Source organism: Olleya marilimosa CAM030, assembly GCF_000518485.1.
GTDB lineage: Bacteria > Bacteroidota > Bacteroidia > Flavobacteriales > Flavobacteriaceae > Olleya > Olleya marilimosa.
In genome coordinates, this window is the sequence record NZ_JADR01000001.1 from 394,799 (window position 1) to 416,695 (window position 21,897).

Below are 21,897 nucleotides of genomic sequence, written 5' to 3' on the forward strand. Positions count from 1 at the left end.
CAAAACTAAAAGAAAAAGCAAGTGCTATTTTATTCTTTCGTTCAATCTAGAAAATGATATGTTGAAATGCACCTAAGTCTGGACTAGTGGTTCTGTTAACTCCTAAAATATCATTTGGTACTTGACTAGAAAAAGTAGTATTACCTTGACCATTAGCAGCTGAGTCTTCTCCAATTTTTAAATTATTTTCCAAAGGATTTTCAAAATCAGGAGCTTCGTTAAAAATCATGTTTTCGTAATGTGTGGTATCATCAAAATCATAATTTGGACTAGAAAAGAAGTTGCTGTTATCCTGAAAACGTAATAAGCAATTTGTGAATTTAAAATTAAAAACTACCGAAGGATCTTCAATTTGGTCAATTAATAATTCAGGATTATCATTTCCGTAAATAATACAGTTGTTAAAATTAGCTTCGGTTAAATCCGAAATAAAAGCAGTATTGTCTGCATCCACCACAAAATTATTTATTAATAAGGCAGGAAATTGTCTAAAACTACTATTCCAATAATTAGCAATTGTTGAGTGTGTGACGTTGTATTTTCCTCCAAGAGTCGCACCAAAACTAGCTTGTCCAGCATTATTTAATACTATATTTTCTGCACGAATCGAGGTGTTTCTACCTAAAATACCAAACGTACTAATATTATATATTTGAGTATTAGTAATGGTTAATTTATCAATTACAGCATCTGCATTACCATCTGATAATACACCAACCGTTGCGTTTTTTATAGTTGCATGATTAATGGTATTATTTTGACTGCCTTCAAATAACCAAATAGTTCCCCATTGTCCAGGTACATCACTATAGATAGGCTCCAAACGGTCACCTTCAAAAATCACTTCGTTTTCTAATACTTCAGGATCAGTACTTAAAGCACCATTAACATTTAAAGTTGCACCTTCTGATACTAATAATCCAGAATTAGCATGAAAATGCACACGTGCTCCAGCATCTATTGTTAACGTTTGGTTATTTGGTACTGCTGCATAACCATAAATAACATAGGGTTTATCATTGGTAAAGTTTAGTTCTTCAGGTAATAACTCGCGACCTTGTATATCTGTATCAACAGACTCACCATCAATGGTTAAAGTTAAGGTTTCAATAACACCTGTTGTATTGTCTTTATCAGGATAAATAAAAACAGCATCTTTAACTAAGGTCACTAAATCTACATCTTGAAGATTGTCTCCAGAATCAAAGATTATTTTATCAGTATATAAATATTGATTATCTGTAATTGGTGTGTTATCCGTATTAAAAGTAGTTTCTATAAAAACAAAAAGACTATCTTTTGCTAATATTTGTACGTTTTCAAAGCTTTTTCCTGCTTGTCCATCTACATTTAAACGATAACCAGAATTAATTCCATTTTGTAAAGAGACATTTGGTATGTAGATATCGTCGTCACTATTATTATAAACTTTTAAGTTATAAGTGCTTGACCCTATGTTTGCAAAAATAGTATCTAAATATACTGTGTCTTTAGAAAAGCCTAAACTTCCTGAACTAGCCTGAAATTCGAAATCCTTACGACAAGAACTCCATAATAAGATAAACCCAATACAGCAGATAAAATATAGCGTACGCTTCATAAAAATGTAATTGTAACTTTGGTTGACTAAAATATAACTTTTTTAAAGGGTAATTAGTATGTGTTTCCAAAATTATTGAAAAAGGTCAATGATTTCAAGTGTAATTCTAGAAGGTTTATTTGTAGTCACGTTAATAAAACACCATTTTGTTTCGGAATAAGCACAAATTTTATTGCCAACTAAAATTTCTACAACCCTAATTGAGGTTACACCCTCACACGCTTTTACATAGGTTTTTAAAGTTACTGTATCTTTAAGAATTATTTGATGTTTGTAATCAATATGATGAGATAATAATACCCAATAATAATTACTTAGCATGTGTGATGTAGCTTGAGTATGCCAATGTGATTTGGCTATTTGATTTACCCAATCTATATACCTGACATTGTTAACATGATTAAGATCATCAAGGTCTTTTTTAGTAACTATTAAGGTTTGACTATGTGTTTTCATGACTAAAGTAAAGGTCTAAATTACCACTTATTGTCGGTTTTTAAAGTCTGCAATAATTTTATTAAAAGCTTTGCCTTTTTGTACAAAAAGTTCTATTAAATCGACTTCTTTATCTTTTTCTAAAAGCTTGCTGTCCAGTTTGTTTTTTATAATAAATTCAAAAAAAAGTGGAATATATTCTTCTTCAATTGCTAGATCCTGAGTTAAAAATCGTCTGTTAAATATGCTAGAATTTTCAAAAAGCGATTCTAAATCCTCAAAAGTCATTTCAATAAAAGGTGGTTCGATATATTTATCTTTATTTTCAAACAATTTAGCAATCAGACCAATAACTTGTATAATATCAATTCCGCCTGCTGTTCGTTGTTTAGAGTAGAGGTGAGGATTATTTTTTATATCTGCCAAAATCTGGTTTTTAAGCTCAGTTTCAACAACATTAATATTTGCTAAAGTCTCCTTGTATGGCTCAATAAGTTGTACTTCGTCTAAAGTATTAAGTACTTGTTTAAGCTCAATAACTACACTTTCGTGGAAATGATAATCTTTTAAGACTAACTTTTGCTCGTTATAAAATACCGAACTAACATGAAGCGTATCTCCAATTTTTGCTGCTATTGAAAACGTTCCGTTAGTATCGGAAGCTGCCATTTTATTGGAAGACAAGTTAGTTATTTTAATATTTTCAATGGTAGTAATGGAGTCGTAAACAATACCATTTACTGTTTGTGCAGACACAAAACAGCTTGTTAAAAATACAATTAAAAGCGTAAGATTTTTCAAGAGTTGGTTGGTTGATTCGTTTCAAATTTAGATTTATCAAAGACATGAAAAATTTAATTAAGAGACTTTAACACCTAATTTATAATCTTTTAACTTTTAGGTTATTGTATTAGTTTTCTACAATTTTTACCTCAAATAATTTATCCCAACGTTTTCCGGTTAAGAAAAACGTTTGTGTTTCTGGGTTGTAAGCAATACCATTTAAACAGTTTTCGTTAATTGAAAAATTAGGAATTTGTTTTGTTAAGATTGTACAGTCAATAACCGCTTCTACAGCACCATTTTTAGGGTTGATTATAGCAATTCCGTTTTTCTCCCAAATGTTAGCGTATAACTTGTTGTTAGCAAATTCAATTTCGTTTAATCTTCCAATTTTTCCTTTTGTAGTGCACACTTGTATGTGATCTTCTTCAATTAGCGTATCTGGATTTAGACTCCAAATTAAACTAGTACCATCACTTTTATATAGTTTAGTTCCGTCGTTTGCAAAACCCCAACCTTCTTGACTTTGTCCATAGTTAAAGCTGCTTTTCTTTTCTAAGGTAGTGGCATCATAAGTAAATCCTTTACGACCTTGCCAAGTTAAATGGTAAACGGTATTGTTTAAAACTGTAATTCCTTCTCCAAAAAAAGCATCAGGAATCGCTGTTTCAATGATAACGTCACCAGTTTTGTAATCTATTTTCCTGATCTTAGATTCGCCACGTTGTCCAGTACTTTCAAATAACACACCATTATTAAACTCTAAACCTTGAGTAAAAGAAGTATTATCATGCGGAAAAGTATTAATAATTTCTACCGTTAAAAATTTTGGAGCTACATCACTTAATAATGCAATAGTTTGATTGACTTCTGTTGTTTCGCCATCAAAATTAATAATTGCTTTTAAAGTATGCTCTCCTAATTTAAAATCGGAAAGTGTTTGTTTATCCTCAATAGTTTTTCCGTCTAATTGATAACTGACAGAAGACACTTGGATGTTTTTAGGGTTTTTTAAAGACAATTCTAGCGTTTTATCAATGCTAATTGTACCATTTTTAGCGTTAGTTGTTACTGAAAAGCTCTTTTTTTGAGCTTCAATGTCTTCACCACAAGAAAAAAGAGTAGTGGCTAAAAATATGATTGTAAGGTATTTAAATGCTTTCATTTTGTAAACTTATTTGAGAGCAAGTTATTTATTAAAATTCATTATAAAAAATGATTGCAAGAAAATAAAATGTGTGTATCTTTGCACCTGGCAAGTCCTACACAACCAGCTCCTGTTGAATCCTCCAGGTCGGGAACGAAGCAAAGGTAGATGGTCGTAGCGGTGTGATGTAGGTAGCTTGCCTTTTTTTGATTATTATAAATCCTTTTTTTAAAAGAGATTTAAAAACATAAAATAAAGATTTGTTAGTTAATTCTAGCAAATCTTTTTTGGTTACAGTCGTTTTGTGCTTTCAACTTTTTTACTTTTAACTTTTAAAATTATTTACATGTCTAAAGTCGTATTAATTACAGGAGGTTCTTCTGGAATTGGAAAATCTATTGGAGAGTTTTTAACCGATAAAGGGTTTATCGTTTATGGTACCAGTCGTAATCCTTTAAACTATACTAATAATAAGTTTAAGTTGGTTGCTTTGGATGTAAATGATACGGTAACTATTGCAGCAGCTGTTAGTACAGTGATTGAAGCAGAAGGTAAGCTGGATGTATTAGTTAACAATGCAGGTGTGGGAATTAATGGTGCTATTGAAGAAATTCCGCAAGAGCAAATCCAACATAATTTTAATACTAACTTTTTTGGACCTATAAATGTTATCAAGGCAGTGTTACCACAAATGAGATCACAACAGTCAGGTTTGGTTATAAACATTACATCTATTGCTGGATATATGGGTTTACCTTATAGAGGCATTTATAGTGCTAGTAAAGGAGCTTTAGAGATTGTAACAGAAGCATTACGTATGGAGACCAAAGATTTTGGTGTACAATTTACTAACATTGCTCCAGGTGATTTTGCTACAAATATAGCAGCTGGACGTTATCATGCTCCAGTTTTAAAAGATTCTCCGTACACTAAATATCCAAATGTTTTAAAGGATATTGATGATCATGTAGATAATAGTAGCTCACCAATTGCAGTGGCTAAAAAAGTACATCAGGTTATTAATACTAAAAAACCAAGAATACATTACAAGGTTGGAGCACCAATGCAAAAATTTTCGATAGTATTAAAGTTTTTATTACCTGATACGATGTACGAAAAGTTGCTTTTAAACCATTATAAGTTATAGGAAATTCCAAGTAACAAATTAAAAATTCCAAGTTCTTATATTAATACAATCCATTGGAATTATTTTTAACCTCGTAAAAACGTTTGACTTTAATTAAAATGTTAATATCATTTGATATCATTATTTTACTTGCAAAAGTTAAATTGTAACTTTGCGTTGCGTTAAGGATGGAAGTGGCATCCTTTTTTTGCTGCCACAAATGGCAAAAAAAGATATAACGGACAGCCTGACCCTTGTGGTAACGCCCAAAATAATTATATACACAACTTAAATATTTTTTTAGAATGAAATTTTTTATTGATACTGCCAATTTAGACCAAATTAGAGACGCTCAGGATATGGGTATTTTAGATGGTGTGACTACTAATCCATCTTTAATGGCTAAAGAAGGTATTACAGGTCACGATAATATTATGAAACATTATGTTGACATTTGCAATATTGTGGATGGTGATGTGAGTGCAGAAGTAATATCTACTGACTTTGAAGGCATGGTAAGAGAAGGTGAGGCGCTTGCTGAATTACATGATCAAATCGTGGTTAAATTACCAATGATTAAAGATGGTGTTAAGGCTTGTAAATACTTTAGTGATAAAGGTATTAAAACTAATGTAACGTTAGTATTTTCTCCTGGTCAAGCATTATTAGCTGCTAAGGCTGGTGCAACTTATGTGTCACCTTTTATTGGACGTTTGGATGATATCTCTACGGATGGTTTAAACCTGATTGCAGAAATCAGACATATTTTTGATAACTATGCTTTTGAAACTGAAATTTTAGCTGCATCTGTACGTCACACAATGCACGTTATTGATTGTGCTAAATTAGGTGCAGATGTTATGACTGGTCCTTTAAGCTCTATTGAAGGTTTATTAAGACATCCTTTAACAGACAGCGGTTTAGCTAAGTTTTTAGAAGATTACAAAAAAGGAAACTAGTTATTAGTAACAGTAGTAATTAGTAAATTAACAAATACTGTTTTTAATATATATTATAAAAAAAATCCCAAGATATTTACTTGGGATTTTTTTGTTATTGTAATTGTTGTGTTTTGTCGTCTTCTTGATCTGTCCTTTTCCAGATATGCTCTGAATTTAAATAAAAACTACCAACAAAATCAAAATTGCATTGGTCTGGAGAGATAATAGATAAAAAGGGTTGTCCATTTTTGTCTCTGTACAAATGATAGGTATCTCCAATTATTGGCTGAAAACTAAACTTAGCGTTATAGACTAGATTGTTGTATTCTAGCTCATCCATCATTTTTTCGTATTCAGCTTTTAGCTCTAAATACTTAGCTTTAATTTGTTGGTTAGCTTTGTGTACGTTTTTGTTTTTCCAGGTGACGTTTTCTGTTACTTTTATAGCAGGAGCACCAACATTTGTAGCATACGGTTTTAATGATGCATCGTATTTTTGTGTCTCTTGGTTAAAGACAATATTATCAGGTTTTTTAGTGTCTGACATTCTTTTTCTTTTTATGTAAAGATACAAAATACTAGATAGTTATTTGTGATTTAAACCAGTAGGTCTTCTTTTTAACCTAATTTTAAGAGCTACAAGATAGCATAGAACAGCCTACTTTATGTCTAGCCCATTCTGGTCGTTTTGCAAACCATTTTTGATGTTTAGGTTGCTCTGCATAAGGTTGTTTTAAAAGGTTATATAGCTCGTCAATTAATTTGTAATCTCCTTTGTTAGCATCGTCTATTGCTAATTGTGCCATGTAATTACGTAACACATATTTTGGGTTTACTTTGTTCATGTTTTCTTTTTTCGCTTTCGCGGAAATTGACTCGCGTTGTAAACGGTCTGCATAACTATTAAACCATAAGTTCCATCTGTCTTTTATAGCTTCGGTTACAGATTTTATGTCGTAAAAAGACTCACGAATAATTTGTAATCCGTTAGTAGGAGTAGTGCTATTGAAATCTGATAGGTTACGGAAAAAGATAGTCATATCTGTTTCTGCTAACTGTAAACAATCTTCTAGTTCCTGAATAAGGTTGGCATCTAGTTGTTCTTTGGATGACAATCCAATTTTACTACGCATCATTTTTAAGTGTTTGATGTCTTTTTGTTCGGCATAATTAGCCAAAACAGCTTCTAAACCTTCTGCTTCTTCAATTAATGGGTATAATGCGTTTGCTAATTGGTACAAATTCCAAAGTACAATGTCAGGTTGTGTACCAAATTGATAACGCTTGTTTTGTCTGTCTGTCGTATTTGGTGTCCAACCAGGCTCATAACCTTCTAACCAGCCATAAGGTCCATAATCTATGGTTAATCCTAAAATGGATAAATTATCAGTATTCATTACACCATGCACAAAACCAACACGTTGCCAATGAATAACCATGTCTAAACTACGTGTAGCAACATCGTTAAAAAACTGAACGTAGGTTTGTTTGTTTATTTCTGCTTTTGTGTTAGCAGTAACAAGATGAGAAAAATGAGAGTTTATAGTGTAATCTACAAGTGTTTTTAAAGTTGATAAATCGTTACGAGAGGCATGTATCTCATAACTACCAAAGCGTAAAAAACTAGGAGATACTCTGGTGACGATAGCACCTTTTTCGTAAGCCGGATTGCCATTATACATCACATCACGTAAGACTTGGTCTCCGGATAACGCTAAGCTTAAAGCACGAGTGGTTGGTACACCTAAATGATACATAGCTTCGCTACATAAATACTCTCTAACAGAACTTCTTAAAACTGCTAAACCATCTGCTGTTCTAGAATAAGGGGTTTCTCCAGCGCCTTTTAATTGTAATTTCCAATTTTGATTATTGTGTTGGGCTTCAAATAAATTAATAGCACGTCCATCACCTAATTGTCCAGCCCAATGTCCAAATTGATGACCACCATAACACATGGCGTATGGCGTGGTGCCTTCCAATACAGTATTACCTGAAAACACGTTTAAAAACTGTTTTGTTTTAGCATCGTTTTCTGACAAACCTAAGGTGTCCAACATCTCTGGAGAAACGTGTACTATTTTAGGATTAGCAGTTGGTTTTGGTATTACAAAACTATAGCAGGCTTTAGTGACTTGACGTCTACTATTGTCTGTTATTGGATCTGCGGGAAGTTGTGAGGTAAATGTATTTTTTATGTTCAGTTTCATGTAAAGCCTTTATATAACAAAGATACGTAATTGCTTGTCATAATAAGAGTCTTGCATCTTGGGGAATGTTTACTAATTACATAATTAAGTATTAGTCTGATTCTCTTTTAAGGCTGCTTTCATGCTGTCGTAACCAATTTTATAAATAGCATCGATATTTCTTTTATCAAAAAGCGCAAACTGACTTAAGGCATGAGGTGCCACTAAAATATCACAATCGGAAAACTTTTGTATATCAGCTTGTACTGCACCAATAGTAATGGAGCGTTCAATAATATTATGAAAATGTTTTAATTGCGCTTGTGTTTTGGTTTTGTATAAGTTTAAATAAACACCAATGACTTGATCGCAGTCTTTTTGTAATAGCTCTACAGGAAAGTTATTTAACACACCACCATCTACATATAATCCTTGTTTCATTTTTATTGGCGAAAACAATCCTGGGAAAGAGGCAGATGCTAGTACTGGTTTAATTAACTCTCCATCTGTAAACACCTCTGAATCGCCACTTAAAATATTAGTAGCAGTTATAAAAAGTTTTTTGTTTAATGCCCTAAAATTATCTTCAGGAAACTGTTTTTTAAAGTAGTTATAATATTTTTCGGCATCAATAAATCCTGGTTTACTAACAGCAAATTTTCTGTAATTAAAAAGCTGTGTTGTTTTTAAAAAGTCCAACATTTTTTCGCAAGAAAAACCATAAGCATACAATGCGCCAATAATTGCACCAGCACTAGCACCTGCTATATGTGTTGGGAAAATGTTGTGTTCTTCTAACGCTTTTATGGCGCCAATATGTGCTGCGCCACGCATACCACCACCAGAAAGGACTAAGCCTATATTCATGTTTTAATTATTCGTGAAGCACTAAAAAAGGTACGTCTGTTTGATAACTTATGTTTTCCACTTTGCTATGAAAAAGTATTTGCTGAAAATAATTAAGATTTTTAGCAACCATTGCAATTATATCTATGTTATTATCTTGTACAAAAGATTGTATAGCTGCTTCAATTTTTGTATTAGTAAGGTAATGAAAATTATGCTTATTAGCACTAAAGTAATCTGCAACAAACTCTTTATTTTTTTCTTGATCACTATTTAAATCTGAGTTTTTCTTTGCAATATGCAAAACCCTTAATGTGGCCTCAAATTGTTCTAAAATGTCAACTATTGGATGTAAAGTTGTTATGCCATAAAACTGCAAAAAATCTGTAGGAAAGGCCACTTGACGTATGTTTTTAAATTTAGCATTTTCAGGAACTACCAAAGTATTGCATTTTACTTTAGTTATTATATCTGCTGTATTGCTACCTAAAATTAGTTTTTCTAATCCAGTAGCACCTTTAGTACCCATGACTATAAGATCTATCTTTTTTTCTAAGACCTGCTTTCTAATTGCATCTATAAAAAAATCGGCTTCGTTAATTGTGTAAAAGGCGTGATTTGAATTGTTTGGGAATTGTAATGCTATTTTTTTTAAAAGTGATGTTAATTGTTTTTTAGCAGCAACAGTATAAGTGTCTTCAATAACTGCTGAATTGATGTTATAATCTAATGTATTTACAGAAATTTCTGATAATCTGTTAACATGCATTAAATAGAATGTACATGGTGTGTTTGCACAAAATTTAATAGCATATTCAATAGCGTTCCAAGAGTTTTTAGAAAAATCTGTAGGTAATAATATAGATTTCATTTAATTTTTATCTTATAAAAACAAATCTATACGTAACATGTGTTTTAAAAAATGATAAAAATCATATAGTCTTTAATTAAAGTGTAATTAATTAACTTCCTTAAGTTTCTCTACATCAATTATTTTAATATTACGACCTTCAATTTCTATTAAACCTTGTTTTTTGAAACTAGAAATAGTCCTAATTAAAGTTTCAGTTGCAATACCAGCAACACTAGCTAAATCATTTCTAGAGATTTTAATGGGCTCTTTAGGTTTGCAATTTAGTTTCTCTGCAAATTTTAAAATGGTAGTGGCTGTTTTTTTATATACCGAACTGTAAGCCATTTCTAATAATTGATTTTTAACTCCAGATAGATCATCTGTTAATAGTTGTATTAGCTCTAATGTTAATTTGTGATTGGTGTTTAAAATATTGGTTAATTCATTTTTAGATAGCCCAACTAAATCGGTGTCACTAATTGTTGTTGCTGTTTCTTGATAAGGAATGTTTTGGGTAAAGGAGGTATAACCAAACAAATCATCTTCTTTATGTAAAGCGGTTGTTAACTCTTTACCTTTTTCGTCTAATTTGTGACATTTTACTATACCTTTAAGTATTAGATAAATATAATTAGAGTTTTGACCTTCTTTATAAATGTTTTCGTCTTTACCGTAGTTAAAGACTTCACCATTATCATCAAAAAAGTTTTTTAAGTCATTTAAATTTCTTAGCGTATCTGTATTATCTTCTTCAAGGTTTTTTTTATCACGTCTGTCCTTTAAAATTGCAGCTTTTGCTAATCTACTTTCAATAGCACTAATAATTTCGTCTTCGCTAAACGGTTTTGTAATATAATCGTCAGCACCTAAATCCATACCTTTTCTAACATCTTGTCTTTCGGTTTTTGCAGACAAAAATATAAACGGAATATGCATTGTGCTTTCTTGTTTTGCTAAGCCTTCTAGTACACCATAACCATCTAATTCTGGCATCATTATATCACAGATAATAATATCAGGATTGGTAGATAAAGCAGCATTTAATCCTAACTTTCCGTTTGATGCGGTTGTTACGTGATAGTCGGAAAGTTCTAAAAGCTCTTTAGTGTTTTCTCTTAAAACTGCGTCATCTTCAATTAAAAGTATGGTTTTCATTAGTTTGGTTTGTTTGGTATAGTAATAGTAAAAGTAGAACCTACGTTTTCAATACTTTTAAAACTTATTGTTCCACCTAAATTTTCAATATGTGTTTTAACAATGTTTAATCCAATTCCTGTCCCTTGGTTTAACAGTGCGTTTTCGGCTCTAAAATAACGATTAAAAATATTTTTTTGATCGTTTTCTGGAATACCAATTCCGTTATCAATAATTGTAAAAGTGGTATTGATTTGATCTTGTTGGACTTTTAATTGGATGGTTGTGTTTTCAGGCGAGTATTTTATTGCATTATGTACAAGGTTTGACAATGCTAATTCAATTGTTTTTTCGTCTTGAATTAAGGATATATCGTCTATGTTTTCTGGATAATTTATTTTTTGTCCTTCTTTTAAAAGCATATTTGCGTTATAAATAACTTCATTTATGACCTTACTTAATCTAAACTCTGTAAACTTATAATTTACTTTACCAGATTCTAATTTTTCAACAGATAAAAAGTCGTTTAAAATATTATTTAAATACTGTACTTTACTGTTTATGGTATTAATATGCTTATCACGTTTATCCTGTTGCTCTGCTAATTTATATTTGCTTAGAAGGATTGAAGAGGTTAAAATACCAGTTAAAGGTGTTTTAAATTCATGCGAGACTAACGACAAAAATTTTGTTTTTAAATCGTTTAGTTCCTTTTCAATTGCTAATGCTTCGGTAAGCTGTTTAGTGCGCTCTATAACTGTTTTTTCAAGTTTATCTGTATAATTTTTTCGTTCTGTAATATCTATAGCCAAAGCCATTACATACTTTTTATTCGAAACATTAAATGGGTTTAAACCGACTTCAATAGGAAAAGTATTACCATCTTTTCGTGCACCATATAGCTCACGTCCTTTGCCCATTGTACGTTTTTCGCTGTTTTTGTAATACGTGTCAAATTGGTGTCCATGACCTTTATGGTAGGTTTTGGGGATTAAAATCTCCAATGGTTTATTGTTTAATTCGTCTTTATCATAACCAAACATCTCTTCTGTAGAAGAGTTTACGGCTATAATTGTTTGGTTTTCATCGACTATCAAAATACCTTCAGATATGGCTTCAGATAGTATTTCAAAAACATCCTGATTAGTTTTTAGCATATAGTGTTTAAAACGATATTATATTAAGAATAAAATTACAAAAAAAAGCGAGAGCACGCTGCCTTTTGCTGATTTATATCATGAAATACGTTAAACATTCGGCTTAATTTTAGGTATTATATTTTTTGATATGAAAAAGGAAGACCATGCAAATACAATGTTTTACCAAAATCTAGGTAAGTTATTTTATGCAATAGCCTGTGTAGATGGTATTATTGAAGTTGATGAAATAAACACCTTAAAAACAATGGTGGAAGAGGAGTGGAGTATTAATGAAGATGCATTAACCATTTTGGACAGCTTTAATTGGTTGCACATGGATCAAGACTATGATTCTAATACGTGTTTTAATAGTTTTTTGAATTTTTTGAATATGAATAAATCATTATTTACTGAAAACAGAAAAACACTAATACTAAAAACAGCAAATGCAATTGCTAGTAGTTTTTCTAATCGTAATAAATCTGAATTAATAATATTAGCGAGACTTGATATGGAATTAAAAAAAATATGAAAAACCATCTTTTAATTATAGCTGTTTTATCACTATAGACTTGTCAAACTAAAACAGATAAAATCCAACCAACAGAGCAAAATTTAACTCAATCTGTATACACGTCTGTAATTATCCAACCAGATGGTTTATACCAAGTTAAAGGCTAAAAAAAGATTAGAGTTTTGCAAAACGTACAGACAGGATTATCACCATGGAGGATGGTAGGATAATTAGCTAATTATTAACTCCTTAAAACTGATTTTAATCATATTATTCTTGTAACTTTAAAAGTAAATTTATAATAATTAAACAGGTGTAGGATTATGAAAACAGAACAAGAGTTATTACAACAAATTACTGAGTTAACTTATAAAATTGAGACAGATTATCCAGAATTGTATGAATTACTATTAGAAGACCCAAGTACAATTCCCTCCATGGAACATCCAAAAATAAACCCTAAAGTTTTACAAGATTATTTGAACACTTTAAAACAGCATATTGAACATCATAAAACAAAATAAATGGCAGTTATAGATTATTATAAAACGTTGGGTATTTCCAAAACTGCGTCAGATAAGGACATAAAGAAAGCCTACAGAAAATTAGCCCGAAAATATCATCCAGATTTAAACCCAAACGATAAGGAAGCTGAAAAAAAGTTTAAAGAGATAAATGAAGCTAATGAGGTGTTGAGCAATCCAGAAAATCGTAAAAAATACGACCAATATGGAGAGCATTGGAAAAACTCTGAAGCCTACGAACAAGCAAAACAACAGCAACAACAGCAACAACGTGCATATCAAGGTCAGGCAGGAAATTCTGGAGGTTACAGCGAGCAGGATTTTGAAGATATTTTTGGAAGTATGTTTGGTGGTCAAGCATCTGGAAGACAAAGAAGCACAAAATTTAGAGGTCAAGATTTTAACGCAGAGCTTCAGTTAGACCTTAAAGATGTTTACACAGAGCACAAACGTACACTTACTGTTAACAATAAAAACATTAGAATTACCATTCCTGCAGGAGTAGAAAATGGACAAACCATAAAAATTAAAGGTCATGGTGGAAAAGGTGTAAATGGAGGACCAAATGGCGATTTGTATATTCAGTTTTCTATTCAAAATCATTCCAAATTCAAAAGAGATAAAGACAACCTTTTCACTACTGTAGATTTAGATTTATACACTGCACTATTGGGAGGCGATTTAATGGTAGATACGTTTAATGGTAAAGTAAAATTAACCGTTAAACCAGAAACCCAAAACGGAACAAAAGTGAAGTTAAAAGGCAAAGGATTTCCTAAGTATAAAAAAACAGATCAGTTTGGTGATTTATACATAACCTACCAAATAAAAACGCCAACAAAGCTTACAGATAAAGAGAAAGAATTATTTACAGAACTTCAAAAACTTAGATAATTATGGAAGTAACAGATTTAATTTCTATAACAACTTTTTGCACGCATTATAACGTGCCTACAACATTTATAAATGATTTAAAAGATTATGAACTGATTGAAATTGTGGTTTCGGACAACGATAATTATATTAAAACAACACAAATTAGCGAGGTTGAAAAGCTCATGCGTTTACATTTTGATTTAAATATAAATTTAGAGGGTTTGGATGCAGTTTATAATTTATTACAACGTGTAGAAGACATGCAAAACCAAATAACATCGTTAAATAATAAATTAAGACTTTACGAAGATTTATAATTAACTAATGGACGCAATTCAGCAATGGTTTAAAGATTATCCACTACTTCAAAGTATATTAAAATACCTTGTAATTGTTGTGTTTGTACTATTATGTGTGCAATTTATTAGACGCTTTTTAAAAAAGAATATAGCCAATACATCAGTTAGATACAAGTCGCAAAAAGGCATCGAGTTATTAGGTTATTTTCTGTTAGCTTTTGTTACTGTTTTATACTTTACAGGAAGCATTAAAGACTTTACGGTAACACTTGGTTTGTTGTCTGCTGGATTAGCGTTTACACTACAAGAGTTAATTTTAAGCATTGCAGGATCAGTGTACATTTTTGTTGTAAAAGTGTATGAGCCAGGAGACAGAATAGAAATTAACGGAATTAAAGGAGATGTCATTGATGTAGATAGTATTTACACCACAATGATGGAAATTGGGCAATGGGTAGAAAGTGATAATTATACAGGCCGAATTGTAAAACTAAGCAACGCATTTGTGTTTAAGGGTCCTGTTTACAACTACTCTAAAGATTTCCCATTTATTTGGGACGAGTTTAATTTGCCAATACGTTATGGCTCTGATATTGAGTTAGCAAAAGCCATAATTATAAAAGCAGCTACAACAACACTTACAGAATACACTAAAGCATCAAAAGATCAATGGAAAGATGTCGTTACAAAATACTACATTGAAGATGCAATGGTAGTGCCTACATTGGCAACTACACTAACAGATAATTGGGTTAAATTTAATTTAAGATACATTGTAGATTACAAAAAACGAAGAGTAACCAAGCACGTATTAAACGATTTAATTAGAAAAGAAATTGAAGCTACAAACGGAAAAGTTGTTTTGGCGTCTCAGACTATTGAATTAATTAAAATTCCTGATTTAAAAGTTAATGTAAATGAATCCTAAAGGCATTCGTTTTAAAACAGTTAGACTGATATTTATCATTTAATTTTTAGGAAAGTATTACTACATTTATTATAATATTAATTTTAAATGTTAGTAAGATGAAAAAAGTAATAATTGGTTTATTTATTTTTGGTTTAACCTTCCAAATGTATGCACAAGATCCAGATCCTATTAAATTAGACGAAGTAATATTGGTGCATAACTACAAATATCTTAGTAGTACAGACGCAACAGATATGCCTATTGAAGCAGATCAATTGCAAATAAGAGTAGCTAATTTTGATATTAAAACATTAGATGTTTATGCAGACGAATATGAATTTTATGATGTATATTTTATAATACCAGATGGAAAAATACTTGCTACTTATGATAGTAATGGAAAAATATTACGAACAGCTGAGAAATATAAAGATGTAGATTTGCCAATGCCAATATTAAAATCTGTATTAAAAAGATTTCCAAATTGGGACATAACAAAAGATGTGTATTTAGTTAAATATACAGAAGGAGAAGAAGCTAAGAAAAAATACAAAATCACTTTAACAAATGGTGATCAACGTATAAAAGTTAAATTAGACGCAGAAGGTAATTTTCTATAATATTTTTAACTTAATTTAATAAAATTCACAGCAAATAAATAAAATAGATATGTTTAAAAATTTAGAAGAAAAAGAAATCGAATATATTTTAGAGAACAATTATATTGGACAATTGGGTTACATTTTTAACAATACACCTTATGTTGTGCCTATTACTTATTTTTTTGATAAAGAAAGTAACGCAATAATATGTTATTCTGGAGATGGTCATAAAATGAATGCGATGCGTAAAAACCCAAAAGTTTCATTGCAAATATCAGATGTTAATACTGTTACTAATTGGAAATCTGTATTAGTACATGGTAATTTTGAACAGCATTTTGGTAGTGATGCTAAAGCGTACTTGCACAAGTTTTCTTTAGGTATTAAAGATATTATTTTAGAGAAAGAACACAGTAAAGCTAACTTTATAAGTGACTTTTCAAGTAAGATTTATAAGGATGATATTCCGGCTGTATTTTTAATTAATATAGAAGCTATAACAGGTAAAAAGCGTTTAGATTTTAAAGCCTAATACTTATAAGTTTACAAATTAAACATAAAAAAAAGAGCTATTAACTAGCTCTTTTTAGTTCTTTTCTAAATAGTTTAACTATATAAATATCTATTAAATAAACTGACCTGTAAAGCCTGTTTGGCATTGTTTAGTAACGTTTTAACTTCGTTTATTTTAGATTTTCTAATTAAAGCGATTTCTTCTAAGGATAAATGTTCATTAGTAAACAATTCAAAAACTTGACGCATGGCATGAGGCAAATTTCTTATAACTAAAGCTGTATGATTTTTTAAAACATCTTGCTTTAAGTGGTTATCTATTTTTTCAATAAAATCAGCTTCGTTTTCTTCAATAAAAATAGGTTTTAGTTCATAATCGTTATGATTGTATGAACTGTCATTTAATTCTTCAATTAATAGTAAATCTCCATCTGCATCTTTAGTATATTTTTCTTCCATAGCATCCCATTCAGGTTTAGAATAAGTGTCAATATTTTTAAAAAATAACTCATTAAATTCTTCTTCAACTTGAATATCTTTCATTATTTCATCAACTTTTAAGTATAACCAAGCGTAGAAGTCTTTTTCCTGTTTCACCTCTTCAATATGATCATAAATTTCAATAAAAAGCTGATCAATAATATCGTCACCTTTATATTTTCCTTTAGAAAAATGTCCTTGGCTAATGTAAACATTTAGTTGCCTATTAATATAATTCCTTAAAATTGGTAAAATTTTTAAAACAAGATTATTAAAAGTCTCTTTATCTCTATTCTTTTTAAACTGAAGAAGACTAGCGTGAGATTGTTGTACAAATAAGCGAAATTCTTTTTTGTTTTGATAGTATTTAATATCTGTATTCATAGTTATGTGTTTGAAATAAAATTACTTAAAAAATATATTGTAAAGTATGATATTAATCACCTTACAAAATCCAATAAGAAGACTTCTATAATCCAATACTTACATTTTAAAATAACTACCTATACAAAAACCAAACATCTTGTATTTATTATCATTTTAATAGTATATTTATTGGCTAACAAAAATTATTTAAATGAAAAAAGGTGTTTTTTTACTTCTAATAGCAGCTGTATCTGCATTAGGAGGTTTACTATTTGGTTATGATACAGGTGTTATTAATGGTGCACAATTTTATCTTACAGAACATTTTAAATTAAGTGATGCTTTAAAAGGATGGGTTGTAGGTAGCGCACTTTTAGGTTGTTTTGTTGGAGCAATTGTAGCAGGACCTTTAAGTATAAAAATAGGTAGAAAATGGTCATTAATTATTTCGGCAATATTATTTACATTATCTGCTTATGGTTCTGGTCTACCAGAGATGTTTCCACAATCGGTAAGTATGTTAGTGTTTTTTAGAATTTTAGGAGGTTTAGGTATTGGAGTGGCATCAATGAATGCACCAATGTATATAGCAGAGATAGCACCTTCAAACATCAGAGGACGTATGGTTACATATTACCAATTAGCCATAGTAATTGGTTTTTTTGTTGTGTTTTTAGCTACCTATTATATTGGAAATAATTTAACAGTAGCAGAAAACATAGAATTTGGATGGCGTCGTATGTTTTGGTCAGAGTTAATACCAAGTGGATTATTTTTAATATTGTTATTCTTTGTGCCTAAAAGTCCAAGATGGTTAGCTTTAAAAGGTAAAGATAAAGAGGCATTAACAGTTTTAGAACAAATAAATGATACGCAATTAGCGTCTAAGGAGATGCTACAAATTAAAAACTCTTTAAACCAAAATAACGACGGAATTAAGGTTAGTTATTTTTCTAAAGCTATATTAATAATCATTGCAATAGGGACAGTGTTGTCAATGTTACAACAATTTACAGGTATTAATGCTGTGTTATATTATGGTGCGGATATCTTTGAAAAAGCACTAGGTTTTGGAAAAGAAGATGTATTAGCACAACAAATATTATTAGCATTTGTAAATCTAGTATTTACATTTGTTGCGATGTTTACAGTAGATAAATTTGGTAGAAAACCTTTGCTTTATATAGGATCTGTAGGTATGATTATTGGATTTTTATTATTAGGTGTTACATTACAACAAGAAAATGTTGGAATGTTATCTTTAATAGGAGTTTTAATTTTTATTGCATCTTTTGCATTATCAATGGGACCAGTAGTATGGGTTTTGTTGTCAGAAATGTTTCCAAATAAAATACGTAGTGTAGCTATGTCAGTAGCTGTTGCTGCGCAATGGGCTGCAAACTATGTGGTGTCTCAATCGTTTCCAATGGTTATGGGAAGCGAAACAAATAATAGTGCACCATGGAATGGTTCTTTACCTTATTTTATTTTTATAGCATTTATATTAATTATAGTATTTGTAACCTATAAGTTTATACCAGAAACAAAGGGTAAAACATTAGAGGAAATTGAAGGATTTTGGGAATAAAGCCCAAGCTAGTATTAAAAAAAAAAGCCATAACAATTGTTATGGCTTTTTTTTATGCAAACTAATTAGACTGCAAAAGCGGTGTTATATAATATTATAAGGCCGATTATAATTACCTAAAAATAACTTTTAGTTTTAATAGCATTAATTAGAACATGCCTTTAATTTAGAATAGGTAAAATTAATGTCAGAATTATTAAATAAAAAAGCCTTACATAAAATGTAAGGCTTTTGCGGAGAATGAGGGATTCGAACCCCCGGAGGTGTGACCCTCAACAGTTTTCAAGACTGCCGCATTCGACCACTCTGCCAATTCTCCTTGAGTGTCTCATTGGATATTCTCCAATTGCGAGTGCAAATATAGATATGATTTTAGTTTATTTCAAATAAAAAATGCATTATTTTTTAAAAACTTGTTTTTCAATATGATACAAAGTGATATTATCCGTGATTATTTACAAATCAATGGTGAATTATGTTTTTTTGATGCTTCATTAGCTTTATTTTTGCCTAAAAAAGGAAAATATGAATATAATTGAACAACTTAATTGGAGATACGCCACAAAAAGTTTTGATTCAGAAAAAATAATTGGAGAAGATGATATAAATACTTTACTGGAAGCGTTTAATTTAACAGCAACGTCTTACGGTCTACAACCAATTAAATTAATAGTTATAAAAGACAAAGCTTTACAAGAGCAATTAGTTCCATTATCTTTTAACCAAAAACAAGTTATGGAAGCATCTCATTTATTTGTATTTTGTATTGATTCAAAAATGGATACGCCTTTTATTTTAGATTATTTTAATAGGGTTAAGGATATTAGAAATACGCCTAATGAGATTTTAGATCCTTTTAAAACGTTTTTAGTTGAAGATTTTGGTTCAAAAACACAGATTGATAAAGAAAACTGGGCAGCAAAACAAGCTTATTTAGCGATGGGTAATTTAATGACGGTTTGTGCATTGCTAAATATAGATGCATGTCCAATGGAAGGTTTTTCTCCAAAAGACTATGATGCTATTCTAAATTTAGAAAAATTAAAATTAAAATCCGTACTTATAATGCCTATAGGCTACAGAGCTAAAGATGATTTTATGTCAAAACTTAAAAAAGTAAGAAAGCCAATAAATGAAAGCGTAATTATTTGGAAATAGAATTTAGTGGCAAGATTATTGTTATGTCATTAAAAAGAATATTTTTGTAAAGCTTAACACTCTTAATATGAAAAATTTATTGTATTTGTTTGTTTTATGTCTGTCATTAACTGTTTCTGCTCAAGAAGAAGACGAAGACATGTCTAACCTAAATTGGTTAACGGACTTAAATGAAGCCAAAAAGGAGGCTATTTCATCTAAAAAACCAATTTTGATTTACTTTACAGGTAGCGACTGGTGTGCACCTTGTAAAATGCTAAAAAAAGATTTTTTTAATACAGAAGCTTTTGAAGAAAAGGCAGACTCCTTTGTATTAGTTATGGTTGACATGCCAAGACGTACAGATATTATCAGTAAAGAACAACAACAAAAAAATAATACGGTTGTAAGTAAATATAATACCAGTGGTGGTTATCCTAATTTGGTGGCTTTAAACGATCAATTAAATGTTATTGGAGAATTATCTGGTTATACCTTTTTACGTGAAACAGACAGACATTTTGCATTTATAGAATCTATTTTAGAAAATTATTAAAAATATTAACTACACTTATAGTATATAAAGCGTCTAAATTAATTTTTAGACGTTTTTTTTATTGCTTAAATTCTGTTAGATTTGAATATTAACCAATATTATACAGATGCCAGGATTTGAAAGCTTTGGAGCTTTAGAAAGAAAAGAAGTAGAAGATGTTTTAGATAATGGTGTTTTGATGCGCTATGGTTTTGACGCCATGAGAAATGGGCATTACAAAGCACAATCTTTAGAAGAAGAAATACAAAAAACACTAGAAGTTAGTCATGCACAATTAGTCACAAATGGTACAGCAGCAGTATCTGTAGCTCTAGCCTTAGCAGGTATTGGAGCAGGAGATGAGGTCATTATGCCATGTTTTACATTCGTAGCTAGTTTTGAGGCTATTATGATGTTAGGTGCAATCCCGGTTTTAGTAGATATTGATGATACTTTAACTTTAAACCCTGAAGCAGTAACTAAGGCTATTACTAACAAGACTAAAGCCATTATGCCAGTACACATGTGTGGAAGTATGGCAAATTTAGATGCATTAATGACGATAGCTAAAGATCATAATCTAAAGCTTATCGAAGATGCATGTCAAGCTATTGGTGGAACTTATAAAGGTAAATACCTTGGTACTTATGGTGACTTAGGTTGTTTTAGTTTTGATTTTGTAAAAACCATTACTTGTGGAGAAGGTGGAGCAGTAGTTACCAATAATGCACAATACGCTAAAAATGCTGATTTATTTACCGATCATGGTCATGACCATATTGGTAATGATAGAGGAGCAGAATTACACCCTTACTTAGGATATAATTTTAGAATATCGGAGTTAAATGCTGCTGTTGGATTAGCGCAAATAAGACGTTTAAAGGATTTTATCGCTATTCAGAAAAAAAACTACACAATATTAAGAGAGGCTTTATCTGTGTTTCCAGAAGTGACTTTTAGAACGGTTCCAGAAGGAGGAGAAGAAAGTTACGCGTTTTTAAACTTTTTCTTACCTAATTTAGATATTGCCAGAAAAGTATCTTCTACTTTTAAAGAAACTAGTGTGGATGCTTGTTTTCATTATTATGATAATAATTGGCATTATATTAGAAAATGGGAGCATTTAAAAGATATCAAAACTTTGTATCCTGTATCTAACGATGTTAAAAATGGATTAGCTTATTTGCAAACTAAAACATTTGAAGCTTCAGACCATTTTATTGGTAGAAACATATCTTGTTTGATAAAGTTATCTTGGACAGAACAACAAGTCCGTGAGCGTGCTCAACTTATGGTAGACGCTATAAAACAATCTCTATAATCTTTAATTTAAAATTACAATCCCTTAAACCAACCAATT

The 21,897-nt window shown here is 30.5% G+C and carries 24 protein-coding genes, 1 tRNA gene and 1 other RNA gene; 14 read left to right on the forward strand and 12 right to left on the reverse strand.

Translation table 11 applies throughout. The features are described from left to right. Positions 1–46: 46 nt before the first annotated feature. The 4 genes from M890_RS0101955 to M890_RS0101970 all read right to left on the reverse strand — a co-directional run bounded on the left by M890_RS0101955 (position 47) and on the right by M890_RS0101970 (position 3,983). On the reverse strand, positions 47–1,600 hold the full coding sequence (locus M890_RS0101955; protein ID WP_028281908.1) for a hypothetical protein: 1,554 nt from the start codon (positions 1,598–1,600) through the stop codon (positions 47–49). Positions 1,601–1,672: 72 nt separating this feature from the next. Further along, complete coding sequence (locus M890_RS0101960) at positions 1,673–2,056, reverse strand: acyl-CoA thioesterase (protein ID WP_028281909.1); 384 nt, start codon at positions 2,054–2,056, stop codon at positions 1,673–1,675. 27 nt (positions 2,057–2,083) lie between these two features. Next, positions 2,084–2,836 carry a BamP family beta-assembly machine protein gene (locus M890_RS0101965; RefSeq protein ID WP_028281910.1) on the reverse strand — a complete coding sequence of 251 codons (753 nt, stop codon included), beginning with the start codon at positions 2,834–2,836 and terminating at the stop codon, positions 2,084–2,086. 109 nt (positions 2,837–2,945) lie between these two features. Next, complete coding sequence (locus M890_RS0101970) at positions 2,946–3,983, reverse strand: glutaminyl-peptide cyclotransferase (RefSeq protein ID WP_028281911.1); 1,038 nt, start codon at positions 3,981–3,983, stop codon at positions 2,946–2,948. An 88-nt stretch (positions 3,984–4,071) separates the two neighbouring features. On the opposite strand from M890_RS0101970, the gene ffs reads away from it, so the two are divergent. From ffs to fsa, 3 genes are all read left to right on the forward strand, one after another. Beyond that, an RNA gene (gene ffs, locus M890_RS16595) (signal recognition particle sRNA small type) lies at positions 4,072–4,170 on the forward strand. A gap of 141 nt (positions 4,171–4,311) precedes the next feature. Beyond that, a complete protein-coding gene (locus M890_RS0101975) occupies positions 4,312–5,112 on the forward strand; it encodes an SDR family oxidoreductase (protein ID WP_028281912.1) in 801 nt (266 codons plus the stop codon). Positions 5,113–5,396: 284 nt separating this feature from the next. Further along, positions 5,397–6,050 carry a fructose-6-phosphate aldolase gene (gene fsa, locus M890_RS0101985; protein WP_028281913.1) on the forward strand — a complete coding sequence of 218 codons (654 nt, stop codon included), beginning with the start codon at positions 5,397–5,399 and terminating at the stop codon, positions 6,048–6,050. A gap of 94 nt (positions 6,051–6,144) precedes the next feature. On the opposite strand, the gene M890_RS0101990 is transcribed toward fsa, so the two are convergent. From M890_RS0101990 to M890_RS0102015, 6 genes are all read right to left on the reverse strand, one after another. Then, positions 6,145–6,579 carry a DUF2452 domain-containing protein gene (locus M890_RS0101990; protein ID WP_028281914.1) on the reverse strand — a complete coding sequence of 145 codons (435 nt, stop codon included), beginning with the start codon at positions 6,577–6,579 and terminating at the stop codon, positions 6,145–6,147. A gap of 82 nt (positions 6,580–6,661) precedes the next feature. After that, entirely contained in the window at positions 6,662–8,242 is a 1,581-nt protein-coding gene (locus M890_RS0101995) for a protein adenylyltransferase SelO (protein WP_028281915.1), read from the reverse strand. 84 nt (positions 8,243–8,326) lie between these two features. After that, the gene (locus M890_RS0102000) at positions 8,327–9,088 is read right to left on the reverse strand and encodes a patatin-like phospholipase family protein (protein ID WP_028281916.1); all 762 of its coding nucleotides are present in this window, start codon (positions 9,086–9,088) and stop codon (positions 8,327–8,329) included. Between the two features lie 7 nt (positions 9,089–9,095). Next, entirely contained in the window at positions 9,096–9,938 is an 843-nt protein-coding gene (locus tag M890_RS0102005; protein WP_028281917.1) for a universal stress protein, read from the reverse strand. 87 nt (positions 9,939–10,025) lie between these two features. Beyond that, positions 10,026–11,075 carry a response regulator gene (locus M890_RS0102010; RefSeq protein ID WP_028281918.1) on the reverse strand — a complete coding sequence of 350 codons (1,050 nt, stop codon included), beginning with the start codon at positions 11,073–11,075 and terminating at the stop codon, positions 10,026–10,028. After that, a complete protein-coding gene (locus M890_RS0102015) occupies positions 11,075–12,211 on the reverse strand; it encodes a PAS domain-containing sensor histidine kinase (protein ID WP_028281919.1) in 1,137 nt (378 codons plus the stop codon). Before M890_RS0102015 ends, M890_RS0102010 begins: the two co-directional genes overlap by 1 nt. 130 nt (positions 12,212–12,341) lie before the next feature. On the opposite strand from M890_RS0102015, the gene M890_RS0102020 reads away from it, so the two are divergent. The 7 genes from M890_RS0102020 (at position 12,342) to M890_RS0102050 (ending at position 16,450) form a co-directional block, all read left to right on the forward strand. Then, on the forward strand, positions 12,342–12,725 hold the full coding sequence (locus M890_RS0102020; protein WP_028281920.1) for a hypothetical protein: 384 nt from the start codon (positions 12,342–12,344) through the stop codon (positions 12,723–12,725). 305 nt (positions 12,726–13,030) lie between these two features. Continuing rightward, positions 13,031–13,231, forward strand: a complete 201-nt coding sequence (locus tag M890_RS0102025) for a hypothetical protein (protein ID WP_028281921.1) — start codon at positions 13,031–13,033, stop codon at positions 13,229–13,231. Continuing rightward, positions 13,232–14,125, forward strand: a complete 894-nt coding sequence (locus M890_RS0102030) for a DnaJ C-terminal domain-containing protein (RefSeq protein WP_028281922.1) — start codon at positions 13,232–13,234, stop codon at positions 14,123–14,125. A gap of 2 nt (positions 14,126–14,127) precedes the next feature. Next, the gene (locus tag M890_RS0102035; RefSeq protein WP_028281923.1) at positions 14,128–14,424 is read left to right on the forward strand and encodes a chaperone modulator CbpM; all 297 of its coding nucleotides are present in this window, start codon (positions 14,128–14,130) and stop codon (positions 14,422–14,424) included. 7 nt (positions 14,425–14,431) lie between these two features. Next, on the forward strand, positions 14,432–15,334 hold the full coding sequence (locus M890_RS0102040) for a mechanosensitive ion channel family protein (protein WP_028281924.1): 903 nt from the start codon (positions 14,432–14,434) through the stop codon (positions 15,332–15,334). Between the two features lie 98 nt (positions 15,335–15,432). Beyond that, positions 15,433–15,936 carry a hypothetical protein gene (locus M890_RS0102045; RefSeq protein WP_028281925.1) on the forward strand — a complete coding sequence of 168 codons (504 nt, stop codon included), beginning with the start codon at positions 15,433–15,435 and terminating at the stop codon, positions 15,934–15,936. 49 nt (positions 15,937–15,985) lie between these two features. Beyond that, complete coding sequence (locus tag M890_RS0102050; RefSeq protein WP_028281926.1) at positions 15,986–16,450, forward strand: pyridoxamine 5'-phosphate oxidase family protein; 465 nt, start codon at positions 15,986–15,988, stop codon at positions 16,448–16,450. Positions 16,451–16,524: 74 nt separating this feature from the next. On the opposite strand, the gene M890_RS0102055 is transcribed toward M890_RS0102050, so the two are convergent. Next, the gene (locus M890_RS0102055; RefSeq protein ID WP_051437424.1) at positions 16,525–17,295 is read right to left on the reverse strand and encodes an RNA polymerase sigma factor; all 771 of its coding nucleotides are present in this window, start codon (positions 17,293–17,295) and stop codon (positions 16,525–16,527) included. 193 nt (positions 17,296–17,488) lie between these two features. On the opposite strand from M890_RS0102055, the gene M890_RS0102060 reads away from it, so the two are divergent. After that, complete coding sequence (locus M890_RS0102060; protein ID WP_028281928.1) at positions 17,489–18,865, forward strand: sugar porter family MFS transporter; 1,377 nt, start codon at positions 17,489–17,491, stop codon at positions 18,863–18,865. A gap of 234 nt (positions 18,866–19,099) precedes the next feature. Here the strand turns inward: M890_RS0102060 and M890_RS0102065 are convergent. Further along, positions 19,100–19,184, reverse strand: a tRNA-Ser gene (locus tag M890_RS0102065). 206 nt (positions 19,185–19,390) lie between these two features. Here M890_RS0102065 and M890_RS0102075 point away from each other — a divergent pair. From M890_RS0102075 to M890_RS0102085, 3 genes are all read left to right on the forward strand, one after another. Beyond that, complete coding sequence (locus M890_RS0102075) at positions 19,391–20,023, forward strand: NAD(P)H-dependent oxidoreductase (protein ID WP_028281929.1); 633 nt, start codon at positions 19,391–19,393, stop codon at positions 20,021–20,023. Positions 20,024–20,090: 67 nt separating this feature from the next. Continuing rightward, positions 20,091–20,558: a thioredoxin family protein gene (locus M890_RS0102080; protein WP_028281930.1), complete on the forward strand. Its 468-nt coding sequence runs from the start codon at positions 20,091–20,093 to the stop codon at positions 20,556–20,558. Positions 20,559–20,664: 106 nt separating this feature from the next. Then, positions 20,665–21,858 (forward strand): DegT/DnrJ/EryC1/StrS family aminotransferase, encoded by a 1,194-nt coding sequence (locus M890_RS0102085; RefSeq protein WP_028281931.1) that lies wholly within the window; start codon positions 20,665–20,667, stop codon positions 21,856–21,858. The last annotated feature ends 39 nt before the right edge of the window (positions 21,859–21,897 follow it).

What these genes read in the sequence shown, in the direction of transcription:
- M890_RS0102075 (WP_028281929.1), top strand. Translation starts at nt 19,391, where the DNA reads ATGAATATAATTGAACAACTTAATTGGAGATACGCCACAAAAAGTTTT.
- M890_RS0101975 (WP_028281912.1), top strand. Translation starts at nt 4,312, where the DNA reads ATGTCTAAAGTCGTATTAATTACAGGAGGTTCTTCTGGAATTGGAAAA.
- M890_RS0102000 (WP_028281916.1), bottom strand. Translation starts at nt 9,088, where the DNA reads ATGAATATAGGCTTAGTCCTTTCTGGTGGTGGTATGCGTGGCGCAGCA.
- M890_RS0102055 (WP_051437424.1), bottom strand. Translation starts at nt 17,295, where the DNA reads ATGAATACAGATATTAAATACTATCAAAACAAAAAAGAATTTCGCTTA.
- M890_RS0102045 (WP_028281925.1), top strand. Translation starts at nt 15,433, where the DNA reads ATGAAAAAAGTAATAATTGGTTTATTTATTTTTGGTTTAACCTTCCAA.
- M890_RS0102010 (WP_028281918.1), bottom strand. Translation starts at nt 11,075, where the DNA reads ATGAAAACCATACTTTTAATTGAAGATGACGCAGTTTTAAGAGAAAAC.
- M890_RS0102080 (WP_028281930.1), top strand. Translation starts at nt 20,091, where the DNA reads ATGAAAAATTTATTGTATTTGTTTGTTTTATGTCTGTCATTAACTGTT.
- M890_RS0101955 (WP_028281908.1), bottom strand. Translation starts at nt 1,600, where the DNA reads ATGAAGCGTACGCTATATTTTATCTGCTGTATTGGGTTTATCTTATTA.
- M890_RS0102050 (WP_028281926.1), top strand. Translation starts at nt 15,986, where the DNA reads ATGTTTAAAAATTTAGAAGAAAAAGAAATCGAATATATTTTAGAGAAC.
- M890_RS0101970 (WP_028281911.1), bottom strand. Translation starts at nt 3,983, where the DNA reads ATGAAAGCATTTAAATACCTTACAATCATATTTTTAGCCACTACTCTT.
- M890_RS0101995 (WP_028281915.1), bottom strand. Translation starts at nt 8,242, where the DNA reads ATGAAACTGAACATAAAAAATACATTTACCTCACAACTTCCCGCAGAT.
- M890_RS0102040 (WP_028281924.1), top strand. Translation starts at nt 14,432, where the DNA reads ATGGACGCAATTCAGCAATGGTTTAAAGATTATCCACTACTTCAAAGT.
- M890_RS0102025 (WP_028281921.1), top strand. Translation starts at nt 13,031, where the DNA reads ATGAAAACAGAACAAGAGTTATTACAACAAATTACTGAGTTAACTTAT.
- M890_RS0101960 (WP_028281909.1), bottom strand. Translation starts at nt 2,056, where the DNA reads ATGAAAACACATAGTCAAACCTTAATAGTTACTAAAAAAGACCTTGAT.
- M890_RS0102085 (WP_028281931.1), top strand. Translation starts at nt 20,665, where the DNA reads ATGCCAGGATTTGAAAGCTTTGGAGCTTTAGAAAGAAAAGAAGTAGAA.
- M890_RS0102020 (WP_028281920.1), top strand. Translation starts at nt 12,342, where the DNA reads ATGAAAAAGGAAGACCATGCAAATACAATGTTTTACCAAAATCTAGGT.
- M890_RS0102060 (WP_028281928.1), top strand. Translation starts at nt 17,489, where the DNA reads ATGAAAAAAGGTGTTTTTTTACTTCTAATAGCAGCTGTATCTGCATTA.
- M890_RS0101990 (WP_028281914.1), bottom strand. Translation starts at nt 6,579, where the DNA reads ATGTCAGACACTAAAAAACCTGATAATATTGTCTTTAACCAAGAGACA.
- M890_RS0102030 (WP_028281922.1), top strand. Translation starts at nt 13,232, where the DNA reads ATGGCAGTTATAGATTATTATAAAACGTTGGGTATTTCCAAAACTGCG.
- M890_RS0102005 (WP_028281917.1), bottom strand. Translation starts at nt 9,938, where the DNA reads ATGAAATCTATATTATTACCTACAGATTTTTCTAAAAACTCTTGGAAC.
- M890_RS0102035 (WP_028281923.1), top strand. Translation starts at nt 14,128, where the DNA reads ATGGAAGTAACAGATTTAATTTCTATAACAACTTTTTGCACGCATTAT.
- fsa (WP_028281913.1), top strand. Translation starts at nt 5,397, where the DNA reads ATGAAATTTTTTATTGATACTGCCAATTTAGACCAAATTAGAGACGCT.
- M890_RS0102015 (WP_028281919.1), bottom strand. Translation starts at nt 12,211, where the DNA reads ATGCTAAAAACTAATCAGGATGTTTTTGAAATACTATCTGAAGCCATA.